7 protein-coding genes and 1 pseudogene are annotated in these 11,850 nt (G+C 67.9%); 2 read left to right on the top strand and 6 right to left on the bottom strand.

Going from position 1 to position 11,850, the window contains the following annotated elements; all coding sequences use genetic code 11:
- Window positions 1-132 precede the first annotated feature (132 nt).
- The 5 genes from ACRDU5_RS20110 to ACRDU5_RS20130 all read right to left on the bottom strand — a co-directional run bounded on the left by ACRDU5_RS20110 (window position 133) and on the right by ACRDU5_RS20130 (window position 9,168).
- Window positions 133-3,087: a bifunctional [glutamine synthetase] adenylyltransferase/[glutamine synthetase]-adenylyl-L-tyrosine phosphorylase gene (locus tag ACRDU5_RS20110; RefSeq protein WP_526616603.1), complete on the bottom strand. Its 2,955-nt coding sequence runs from the start codon at window positions 3,085-3,087 to the stop codon at window positions 133-135.
- Between the two features lie 43 nt (window positions 3,088-3,130).
- The gene (locus ACRDU5_RS20115; protein ID WP_526616605.1) at window positions 3,131-4,471 is read right to left on the bottom strand and encodes a glutamine synthetase family protein; all 1,341 of its coding nucleotides are present in this window, start codon (window positions 4,469-4,471) and stop codon (window positions 3,131-3,133) included.
- A 63-nt stretch (window positions 4,472-4,534) separates the two neighbouring features.
- Window positions 4,535-6,073 carry an alpha/beta fold hydrolase gene (locus tag ACRDU5_RS20120; protein WP_526616607.1) on the bottom strand — a complete coding sequence of 513 codons (1,539 nt, stop codon included), beginning with the start codon at window positions 6,071-6,073 and terminating at the stop codon, window positions 4,535-4,537.
- 90 nt (window positions 6,074-6,163) lie between these two features.
- Window positions 6,164-7,675, bottom strand: a complete 1,512-nt coding sequence (locus tag ACRDU5_RS20125; RefSeq protein ID WP_526616609.1) for an alpha/beta fold hydrolase — start codon at window positions 7,673-7,675, stop codon at window positions 6,164-6,166.
- A gap of 56 nt (window positions 7,676-7,731) precedes the next feature.
- Window positions 7,732-9,168, bottom strand: coding sequence for a WS/DGAT/MGAT family O-acyltransferase (locus ACRDU5_RS20130; protein WP_526616611.1), 1,437 nt, complete (start codon window positions 9,166-9,168; stop codon window positions 7,732-7,734).
- Window positions 9,169-9,262: 94 nt separating this feature from the next.
- Here ACRDU5_RS20130 and panB point away from each other — a divergent pair, with 94 nt between their 5' ends.
- Complete coding sequence (gene panB / locus ACRDU5_RS20135) at window positions 9,263-10,099, top strand: 3-methyl-2-oxobutanoate hydroxymethyltransferase (protein WP_526616613.1); 837 nt, start codon at window positions 9,263-9,265, stop codon at window positions 10,097-10,099.
- An 11-nt stretch (window positions 10,100-10,110) separates the two neighbouring features.
- Here the strand turns inward: panB and ACRDU5_RS20140 are convergent.
- Window positions 10,111-10,802 (bottom strand): annotated as a pseudogene (locus ACRDU5_RS20140) (enoyl-CoA hydratase/isomerase family protein); the annotation flags it as partial.
- A gap of 67 nt (window positions 10,803-10,869) precedes the next feature.
- Between ACRDU5_RS20140 and ACRDU5_RS20145 the strand changes: the two are divergent.
- Window positions 10,870-11,850 (top strand): CYTH and CHAD domain-containing protein (locus ACRDU5_RS20145; RefSeq protein ID WP_526616614.1); only part of this gene is annotated, 981 nt, incomplete at its 3' end.

The raw sequence follows: 11,850 nt of genomic DNA on the forward strand, positions 1-11,850 counted from the left end.
TGGCCCTCTCGTCCGCGCCGGTTCGAATGCCGGCCTCGATGAGCTTCCGCATGGCCTGGGTCAACGGCGCGTATAGCCCCTGTAGCCGGTCGTGCTCGGCAGCACTGATCGCCTCGAATGACAAATCCATGCTCATGCCCCGAACACCTTTCGTACCACCGTCTTCGCGCGGCGGGTCACTCGAAGATAGTTGTCGAGGAATTCGCCACCGTCGTCGGTGTCCCAGCCCGCCGCCAGCGCGACCGCATTGAGCTGGCGGCCCGGTCCCGGCAGTTGATCAGTTGGCTTGCCGCGCACCAGCACTAGCGCGTTGCGCGCCCTGGTCGCGGTCAGCCATGCCTGCCGAAGCAGATCCACGTCGCCCTGCGCGATCAGCTCCGCCGCAGCGATCGCGTCCAAGGCGTCCAGGGTCGACGTGCTGTGCGAAGCGGGGACCTCGTGCGCGTGCCGAAGCTGAAGCAACTGAACCGTCCACTCGATGTCGGTCAGGCCGCCGCGGCCGAGTTTGGTGTGGGTGTTGGGATCCGCGCCGCGCGGCAGCCGCTCGGAGTCGACGCGGGCCTTGATCCGGCGGATCTCCCGCACCGCCTCGGCCGACGCCCCGCCGGGCGGATACCGCGTCTTGTCGGCCATCAACAGGAACCGCTCGCCGAGATCCTCGTCCCCGGCCACCCAGTGCGCCCGCAGCAGCGCCTGGATCTCCCACGGCTGCGCCCACTGCTCGTAATAGGCCTCATAGGAGGCAAGGGTGCGCACCAACGCGCCGTTGCGGCCCTCCGGGCGCAGATCGGCATCGACCTCCAGCGGCGGGTCGGCGCTCGGCGTGCCCAGCAGCGAGCGCACCTGCTCGGCGATCGTCACCGACCACCGGACCGCCTCGGACTCCTCGACACCCTCGTTGGGTTCGCAGACGAACATCACGTCGGCGTCGGACCCGTAGCCCAGCTCGCCGCCGCCCAGCCGGCCCATGCCGATCACCGCGATCCGCGCCGGCGCACCGTCATCGGGAGTGTTGGACCGGATCACGACATCCAGGGCGGCCTGCAGCACCGCGACCCAGACCGACGTCAGCGCCTCGCACACGTCGGTCACCTCGAGCAGGCCGAGCAGGTCTGCCGAGGCGACGCGGGCCAGCTCCCGTCGTCGCAGCGTGCGGGCGGCGGCGATGGCCCGTACCGGATCGGAATGCCGCCCGGCCGACGCGACCAACGCCCTCGCCACCGCGTCGGGCTCGACGTCGCACAGCTTTGGCCCGTCCGGCCCATCCGCGTACTGCTGGATGACTTCCGGTGCCCGCAACAGCAACTCGGGCACATACGCCGATGTCCCCAGCACCCGCATCAGCCGCTTGGCCACCGCACCCTCGTCGCGCAGCGTGGACAGGTACCACCGATGGTCGGACAGCTCCTCGCTGATCCGGCGGTACGCCAGCAGCCCGGCATCCGGATCGGGCGTATCGGACAGCCAGTCCAGCAGCGTCGGCAGCAGCACCTGCTGCACGCGGCCGCGCCTGCCGCTGTGACCGGTCAGCGCCGCCAGGTGGGTCAGGGCGCTTTGCGGCGCCTCGTAGCCCAGCGCGGCGAGCTGGCGTTCGGCGGCGTCGGATGTCATCCCCAGCGCGGGTTGACCCACCGACTCCAGCAGCGGCTGATAGAACAGCTTGGCGTGCAGCCGTGACACCCGCACGCTTTGCCTCTTGAGCTCTTCACGCAGCACGCCCAGCGCGTCGTGCCGACCGTCGGGGCGCATGTGGGCGGCGCGCGCCAACCACCGCATCGCCTCGTCGTCGTCCTCGTCCGGCAGCATGTGGGTGCGTTTCAGCCGCTGCAGCTGCAACCGGTGCTCGAGCAGTCGCAGGAACTCATAGGACGCGGTCATATTCGCGGCGTCGTCGCGGCCGATGTATCCGCCGGCACCCAGCGCGGCCAATGCGTCGACCGTCGACGCGACATGCAGCGACTCGTCGTTACGGCCGTGCACGAGCTGCAGCAGCTGCACCGCGAACTCCACGTCGCGCAGCCCGCCGGTGCCGAGCTTGAGTTCCCGGGCCCGATCGCCGGCCGGCACCAGTTCCTCGACGCGGCGGCGCATCGCCTGCACCTCGGGCACGAAGTCCTCGCGCTCGCAGGCCGTCCAGACCATCGGCATCAGCGCTTCGATGTACTGCTCCCCCAACTCGGCGTCACCGGCCGCCGCGCGCGCCTTGAGCAGCGCCTGGAACTCCCAGGTCTTGGCCCAGCGCTGGTAGTAGGCGATGTGGGCGTCCAGCGTGCGGACCAGCTGACCGTGCTTGCCCTCCGGCCGCAGCCCCGCGTCGACCTCGAAGAACGCCTCCGAGGCCAGCCGCATCATTTCGCCGGCCACCCGGGTGGTGACCGCGTCGGCCTGCTCGGCGACGAAGATGACGTCGACATCGCTGACGTAGTTCAGCTCGCGGGCACCGCACTTGCCCATCGCGATGACCGCCAGCCGCGGCGGCGTATCGGTGTCCCCGCCGATCGCTCGGGTGGCCACCGTCAGCGCGGCGCCCAGCCCGGCGTCGGCCAGATCGGACAGCTGGGCACCGATGTCGGGGAACGGCAGCACCGGCTCGTTCTCCACCGTCGACGCCAGGTCCAGAGCGGCCAGCACCAGCAGCCGGTCGCGGTAGAGCGTCCGCAGTGCCGGCATCACATCGCTTGCGCCGGTTGTGGATTCGACGACTTCGGTGAAGGCCGCGCGCAGTACGTCGACCGACGGCAACGTCACCTGACCGGCAATCAGGTGCCAGGACTGCGGGTGTGCGACCAGGTGGTCACCCAACGCCAGCGAAGCGCCCAGCACGCCGAACAGCCGGCCTCGCAGGGCCTTGTCGTCGACCAGCGCGCGGTTGAGTTCGTCCCAGCCGTTTCCGGCCGCGTCGGCCAGCCGCACTGTCGCTTTCAGCGCGCTGTCGGCATCCGGGGCGCGCGACAGCGACCACAGCAACTCGACATGCCCGTCGGTGTTCCAGCCGAGCCGGTCCAGATCGGTGGACGCCTGCGGGTCGACCAGCCCGAGCCGGCCCACGCTGGGCAGCTTCGGACGCTGCGTCGCAGGTTTTGCCACATTGGTGACCGTATCGCACGCCCGCGCGGCTACCGATCGGCCGCTACAGCGACAAGTAGGCCTTCAGCTCGAACGGCGTCACGTGGCTGCGGTAGTTCTCCCACTCGGCGCGCTTGTTGCGCAGGAAGAAGTCGAATACGTGCTCCCCCAACGCTTCCGCGACCAGCTCGGAGCTCTCCATCTGCTCGAGCGCCGCGCCCAGGCTTCCCGGCAGTTCCTTGTACCCCATCGCGTTGCGTTCCTCGGGGGTCAGGCTCCACACGTTGTCCTCGGCCTGCGGGCCCAGCACATAGTTTTTCTCCACTCCGCGCAGGCCGGCCGCCAGCAGCACCGCGAAGGTCAGATACGGATTGCACGCCGAGTCGGGACTGCGCACCTCGACGCGACGCGACGACGCTTTGCGCGGCGTGTACATCGGCACCCGCACCAGTGCCGAGCGGTTGGCGAAGCCCCACGACGCGGCGGTGGGCGCCTCGCCGCCGTGCACCAGCCGTTTGTAGGAGTTCACCCACTGGTTCGTCACCGCACTGATCTCGGTGGCGTGCTCCAAAATGCCCGCGATGAACGACTTTCCGGTGTCGGAGAGCTGCAGCGGGTCATCCGGGCTGTAGAACGCGTTCGTCTCGCCCTCGAACAGGCTCATGTGGGTGTGCATCGCCGAGCCGGGATACTCCGCGAACGGCTTGGGCATAAACGATGCCTTGACGCCGTCGCCCAGCGCGACCTCCTTGACCACATACCGGAACGTCATCACGTTGTCGGCCATCGACAGCGCGTCGGCGTAGCGCAGGTCGATTTCCTGCTGGCCGGGCGCGCCCTCGTGGTGGCTGAACTCCACCGAGATGCCCATCTGCTCCAGCGCGTCGATGGCATGCCTGCGGAAGTTCGGCGCCGCGTCGTGCACGGCCTGGTCGAAATAGCCGCCGTTGTCCGCGGGGACGGGCACCGAGCCGTCGTCCGGGCCGGGGTGCAGTAGGAAGAACTCGATCTCCGGGTGCACGTAGCAGGAGAAGCCCAGGTCGCTGGCCTTGGCCAGCTGGCGACGCAGCACGTGGCGCGAATCCGCCCAGGACGGCGACCCGTCCGGCATGGTGATGTCGCAGAACATCCGCGCCGAGTGGTGCTGGCCTGAACTGCTCGTCCAGGGCAGCACCTGGAATGTCGACGGATCGGGGCGGGCGACGGTGTCGGATTCCGATACCCGGGCGAAGCCCTCGATGGACGAGCCGTCGAAGCCGATGCCCTCCTCGAACGCGCCCTCGAGCTCCGCCGGCGCGATCGCGACGGATTTGAGGTACCCGAGCACGTCAGTGAACCACAGCCGGACGAACCTGATGTCCCGTTCTTCCAGCGTGCGCAGCACAAATTCCTTCTGGCGGTCCATGACCGCAGCGTAGGCACCGGCTGTTAATTCTGTGTTACGGGGCGGGTCCTGTTTGATCCCGAGCTAGCAGCGCAGGCCCTCCGGCGGCGCGGTCAGGTTGGTGAAGAACGCCACGACCGCGGTGTCGACGCAGGCGTCGCCGTTGAACACCACGGTGTGCTGCGTGCCGTCGAAGGTGATCAGGTTCGCGCCCATCTGCTTGGCCAGATCGACGCCGGCCTGATACGGCGTGGCCGGGTCGCGCGTGGTGGACACCACCACGACCTTGCCCGGGCCGGGCGATACCGCCGGCTGCGGCGTCGACGTCGACGGCGCGGGCCACATCGCACAAACATCACGGGGAGCAAAACCGGTGAAGGAACCGTAGCTGAGGAAGGGTGCGACCTGGCGGCTTCGTTGGTCGGCGGCCGCATACACCGCCGGGTCGTCGGGAAAGGGCGCGTTGACACAGCGGATGGCATAGAAGGCGTCCTGCGAATTCTGGTAGTGGCCGGCCTGGTCGCGGTTCAGATAGTCGTCTGCGAGCAGCAGCAGGTCGCCGGGGTCGGTTCCGCGCTGCAACCCGAGCAGCCCGCTGGTGAGGAACTTCCAGAACTTGCGTGTGTAGAGCGCGTTGACGGTGCCCGTTATCGCGTCCTGATAGCTGAGGCCACGGGGATCCGACGTCTTGGCAGGCTGGGTGACCAGCGGGTCGATCAGCTGGTGATACCGATTGACGAACTGCGCCGGATCGGTGCCAAGTGGGCAACCGGCCGACTGGGCGCAATCGGTGGCGTAGTCGGTGAAAGCCGTTTGGAATCCCGCCATTTGGCGGATGGTCTCCTCGACCGGGTCCAGGCTCGGGTCGATCGCACCGTCGAGCACCATGGCCCGAACCCGGTCGGGGTAGGCCTCGGCATATGCCGCCCCCAACTCCGTTCCGTAGGAGAAGCCGAGATAGTTGATCTGGTTCTCGCCCAAGGCCGCTCGCACCACGTCCATGTCCCGGGCCGAGGGCGCGGTACCAACGTTGGCCAGAAACTCCTTGCCCAGTCGCTCCTCGCAGCGCTGGGCGAACTGGCGGTACAGGTCCTCGATGTGGGCGACGCCTGCGGGGCTGTAGTCGGCATTGGGTTCCCGGCGATATGCGTCGAATTCGGCGTCGGTTCGGCAGCGCAGTTCCGGGGTGGAGTGCCCCACGCCGCGCGGGTCCAAGCCCACCAGGTCGAACCGTCGGCGAATGTCGGTGTCGGCGAGTGCGGCGCCCATGGCGGCGACGGTGTCGACGGCCGATGCGCCCGGGCCACCCGGGTTCACCATCAGCACCCCGATGCGGTCACCGGTCGCGGGCAGCCGGATGACGGCTAGTTGCGCCTGTGCGCCTTGCGGATTGGCTGCGTCATTCCAGTCGACCGGGACCGACACGGTGCCGCACTGCGCGCCCGGGATTTTGGAGGCGTCGCCCACGAACGGCTCGCAGCCACCCCACACCGGCGGCCGGCCGTACGCCTCGGTGGGTTCTCCCTCGGGGGTAGCCGCCGCGGTCGGACACGCGATGGGCGATACCAGCATGAGTGCCAGCAGCATTGCGCTGCGCCTCCCCACCCGCCACATGGCAGCCATGGTCGCATGCAGGTCCCGGCTTGGACGCTGGCGCAACCGGACGGTGACCGTTCGGAGACCTTCGCGTGCTCAGGCGTCGAGTGTCGTTGGTCAGCAACGCGTGTCGGGCGCCGGGACGGTCAGGTCCACCAAGTAGTTGGCGGCGATGTCGTCGACGCACTTGTTGCCCTGGAAGACAACGGTGTGCTGGGTTCCCTCGAAGGTGACGAGCGTGCCGCCGAGCTGCTTGGCCAGATCGACGCCGGCCTGATACGGCGTGGCTGGGTCGTTCGTTGTCGAGAAGAGCAGGATGGGCGGCAGCCCTTGGACCGAGATCTCGTGCGGCTGGCTGGTTGGCGGGACCGGCCACATCGCGCAGGTGCCCATCGGCGCATGCCCGGTGAACTCGCCGTAACTCATGAACGGCGCCACCTCCCGGGTTCGCCGGTCCTCCTCGATGATCTTGGCGCGGTCGGTGACCGGCGGTTGGTCGACGCAATTGACCGCCACCCGCACGTCGGTGGAGTTGTTGTAATGGCCCTCGGGGTCACGACCCATGTACAGATCGGCCAGCGCCAGCAGGGTGTCGCCGCGACCTTCCTTGAGCTCTTTCAGGCCGTCGGTGAGGTGCCGCCACAGGCTGGGCGAGTACAGCGGCAGGATGGTGCCGACGAGCGCGTCGCTGTAGGCCAGGCCGCGCGGATCGTTGGTCTTGGCCGGCTTTTCCACCAGCGGATCGACCATGCTGCGGTAGACATCGACGGCCTTGGCCGGGTCGGTGCCCAGCGGACAGCTCGGGTCGGCGGCGCAGTCCGCGGCGTAGTCGTCGAACGCCTGCTGGAAGGCGGCGGCCTGGCGAATGTCCGCCTCGATCGGATCGGCGTTGGGGTCGACCGCACCGTCGAGCACCATCGCCCGCACGTTCTGCGGGTAGTTTTCCGCGTAGGACGCCCCGATCCGGGTGCCGTATGAGTACCCCAGATAGGTCAGTTTCTCGTCGCCGACCGCGACCCGGATCTGTTCGAGATCCTTGACCACATTGGCGGTTCCGACGTTGGCCAAGAACTCCTTTCCCATCTTGTCCACGCAGCGCTGCACGAACTTTCTGGTCTCGTCCTCGATGTGTGCGACGCCGGCCGGCGAATAGTCCACCTGAGGGTCGGCGCGCAGCCGGTCGTTGTCGGCGTCGGAGTTGCACCACACCGCGGGCGTGGAGGCTGCGACTCCGCGCGGGTCGAAGCCCACAAGGTCGAACCGCTCGCGCACGGACTGCGGCAGCGTCGGAATGAGGTTGGCGACGGACTCGACGCCGGACTCCCCGGGGCCGCCCGGGTTGATCACCAGCGAGCCGATCTTCGCGCCCGTCGCCTTGAACCGGATCATGGCGACCTGCGCGACGTCGCCGTCGGGCTTTTCATAGTCCACCGGCACCGACAGCTTTCCGCATTCGGCGCCGGGCGGCATGGGCACCCCGTCGGACGGGGCGGTCTGGCAGGGACCCCACTGCACCGGTGACCCCGGCCTGGGCACCGCCACGATCGCGCGACCGTCGACCAACTTGCTGCAGCCGGCCACCAGCAACACGGCGACTGCGGTCGCGAGGATCCCCTTCGTCAGGCTCATGGCACCACATGCTGCCATGAGCCAGCATCGGGCCTGGCAGACCGACACTCCGCGGGCTAGTTGATGGCCTGCACCAGCTCGTCGAGCGCCACCTCGAAGTCGTCGGCGAGATCCCACAGATCCGGCAACAGCTCGGGGCACGACACGATGCCGACGTCCAGCTTGCCGGTCAGCGACATCACCGTGATGTTCAGACCCGAACCGTGGAATATCGGCCCCAGCGGGTACATCGCCTTGACCTCTGAACCCAGGAAGTACAGCGGAATCTGCGGGCCGGGCACGTTCGAGACGACCAGGTTGTGCACCGGCCGGGCCTCGGTCAACCGGCTGGTGGCGTACAGCCGCATCGCGACGCCGAACACCGCCGGTGCGGCGAACTGGGTCCAGTCCTGCAGCAGCGTCGCACCGATCGCCGAACTATGTTGTTTGGCAACGGAATTCGCTTCGGCAATGGATTTGATCCGCTCGGCCGGGTCGTCGATGTGGGTCTCCAGGCGGGTGAACATTGACGAAACCTGGTTGCGGCCGGGCCGGTCCGACTTGTCGTGCACCGAAACCGGCACCGACGCGACCAAGGTGCTGTCCGGCAGTTCGCCACGGTCGTCCAGGAACTTGCGCAGCACACCGGAAACCAGCGCCATCACCACGTCGTTCACCTTCACGCCGAAGTGGTTCTTCACCGCCTTGATGTGCTCGAGGTCCAGCTGGGCGTAGGCGATGTTGCGGTGGCCGGTGACATTCGCGTTGAACGCGGTCTGCGGTGCGGTGAACGGCCGCGCCATCGCCAGGCCGCTGCGGGCGCGCTTGACCGTGTCGACGACCGTCGACAATGTGTTCGGCACCATATTGACCAACTTCAGCGGCCGGGAGGCGAACTTCACCGCGCCGCTGATGGCGATCTCCAGCTCGCTGGCGCCACCGACACCTTCGACCGGCTCCGGGGCGGGCGCATCGGGTTCGGTGCCGCACAGCTGGGACATCAGGTTCGCCCCCGTCACGCCGTCGACGCCGGCGTGGTGCACCTTCGTCATGACCGCCAGCCGGCCACCCTCGTGGGCGTCGGTGCCCGCGATGTTCTCAATCACCCACGTCTCCCACAGCGGGCGGCTGCGATCCAACGGCAGCGACGCGATGTGCCCACAGATATCCGACAGCTCACGGCGGCCGCCCGGGGAAGGCAGGCCGATGCGGTGCAGGTGCCGGTCGACGTCAAAGTCGTCGTCGTCGACCCACACCGGATGGTCGGGGTTGAAGCGGCTGTCCGCGAGCTTCTCGCGGAACTGCGGCATGGCCTTGATCCGCAAGGTCAACGCGTCGCGCAGCCGGTCGAACGTGTAGCCGCCCGGCATCGTCGAGGTGTCCAATTCGAGGACCGAACAGACATGCAGCGGCTGAGTGGCCGTTTCGAGATAGAGGAAACTGGCGTCGAGTCCGCTGAGCCTTTGCATGCCGCCGATCGTAGTGTGAGGAAATCCACTTGACGCGAAGTTCATCTTCTTGCCCGGTGGTGGCAGACTGAGGAGGTCAGACGAACCCGGGGACCCGCAATGGGCCACGAGGATCGACCCGATCAAAAAAGGGAAAACGATGTCTGAGCAGACTGTTTACGGTGCTGCCGAGATGAAACCGCGGACCAAGGTCCGCACCCATCATTTACAGAAGTGGAAGGCCGAAGGCCACAAGTGGGCGATGCTCACCGCCTACGACTACTCCACCGCCCGGGTATTCGACGACGCCGAAATCCCGGTGCTGCTGGTCGGCGACTCCGCCGCCAACGTGATCTACGGCTACGACACCACCGTGCCGGTGACGATCGATGAGCTGATCCCGCTCGTCCGCGGCGTGGTGCGAGGCGCGCCGCACGCTCTGGTGGTCGCGGATATGCCGTTCGGCAGCTACGAGGCCGGGCCGCAGCATGCGCTGGCCACCGCGACCCGCTTCCTCAAGGAGACCGGTGCGCACGCGGTCAAGCTGGAAGGCGGCGAGCGCGTCGTCGACCAGATCGCCACGCTCAGCGCCGCCGGCATTCCGGTGATGGCGCACATCGGCTTCACCCCGCAGAGCGTCAACAGCCTGGGCGGCTTCCGCGTCCAGGGTCGCGGGGACGCCGCCGAGCAGACCACTCACGACGCGATCGCGGTCCAGGAGGCCGGCGCGTTCGCGGTGGTGATGGAGATGGTGCCGGCCGAACTGGCCACCCAGATCACCGGCAAGCTGACCATTCCGACCATCGGCATCGGCGCCGGGCCCAACTGCGACGCCCAGGTGCTGGTCTGGCAGGACATGGCCGGACTGACCAGCGGCAAGACCGCCAAGTTCGTCAAGCGCTTCGGCGGCGTGGGCGACGAATTGCGCCGCGCGGCAACGCAGTACGCCGACGAGGTGGCCAGCGGGGTGTTCCCCGCCGACGAGCACAGCTTCTAGGCCTGATCGTCGGACATCAGGCGCCCCTCCATCTCCATCTGCTCTTCCAGCCCGCTGGAGAACGTGCCGAGCAGCAGTGACTTCACCGCGCCGTTGGATTGGCGTGAGGTGGCAGCCATTTGTGCGGCCAGCTGGTCGGTCTTGTCGCCGAGCTCGCCGTCCGCGACCACCTCGGAGACCAGCCCCCACTGCTGCGCCTCCTGCGCCGACAGCGTCCGGTTGGTCAGCATGAGGTCCTGCGCCCTGCGGATGCCGATCAGCCGCGGCAGTAGAACGACGAACTGCCGTCGGGACTGAGCCCGGCCATGGTGAAGGACGCCGATTCGGCGGCCAGTTCCAGGTCGCCGGTCACCGCGATGGAGAAGCCGGCACCGGCGGCGATGCCGTTGACGGCGGTGATCAGCACGGCATCCATCCGCGCAAATGTCGAGATGGCGCGGTGCAGGTCGTCCGCGACGCCCTTGATGAAGCGGCCGCGGTTGGGTGCGGACGCGAACGACTTCAAATCCCCGCCAGCACAGAAGAATCGCCCGGATCCGGTCAGCACGACGACCTTCGTCGCATCGGTGTCGCAGCACCTGGCGACGTCGGCCAGCTCCCGAGTCATGGTGTCGTTCATGCCGTTTGCGGCATCGGGCCGGTTCAGCGTGATCCGCGCGATCGATCCGGACTGCCCGAAGGTGATGGTCTGGTATTCGGTCACAGCGGGACTCTAGTTCACCTGGATATGGCACGCTGACCTGGCGAACGCGCTCACAGCGAAGGTGGAAATGGCTCCTAGCACGCCGAATACCTCCCGGCACGAGGAGGTGGAGCGGAAATTCGACGTGGTCGAATCGACCGTTTCGCCGTCGTTCGAGGGGCTGTCTTCGGTGGCTCGGGTGGAACGGTCGCCGTCGCAGCAGCTCGACGCCGTCTACTTCGACACTCCGGGCCATGACCTCGCCGCTCACCACATCACGCTGCGCCGTCGCACCGGCGGAGGAGACGCCGGCTGGCACCTCAAGCTGCCCGCCGGGCCGGACAAGCGCACCGAGGTGCGCACGCCGCTCGAGGAGGGCGACGACGTCGTCCCGGAGGCCCTGAAGGACGTCGTGTTGGCCATCGTCCGGGACCGGCCACTGGTGCCCGTCGCCCGGATCGCCACCAACCGCACCGTCGACCTGCTCTACGACGGCATGGGCTCACCGATCGCCGAGTTCAGCGACGACCAGGTAACGGCGTCAGCCGGCGAGGGCGACGCGCAGCAGCAGTGGCGCGAGTGGGAGCTGGAACTCGTCGACGGTGCGACACCCGATCTGCTGGACCGACTGGCCAATCGGCTGCTCGACGCCGGCGCGGTGTCGGCCGGACACGGTTCCAAACTGGCCCGGGTGCTGGCCGGGGCCGCGGGCGAGGACGACCGCGAACCACAACCCGACACCACGCAGGTGGATCCGGTGCACCGCGCGGTGGCCGAACAGGTCGAGCAACTGCTGGAGTGGGACCGCGCGGTGCGGGCGGACGCCTACGACTCGGTGCATCAGATGCGGGTCACCACACGCAAGATCCGCAGCCTGCTGCAGGCGTCCGAGGGCGCTTTCGGCATCTCCAACGACGCGTGGATTCTCGACGAGCTGCGGCAACTGGCCAGCGTGCTCGGTGTGGCCCGGGACGCCGAGGTACTGGCCGAGCGGTACGAAAAGGCGCTGGACGAACTGCCGAAAGATCTGGTCCGTGGTCCGATCCGGAGACGGTTGGTCGACGGCGCC

Origin of the sequence: Mycobacterium sp. (assembly GCF_050701515.1) — a bacterium.
Classification (GTDB): Bacteria; Actinomycetota; Actinomycetes; order Mycobacteriales; family Mycobacteriaceae; genus Mycobacterium.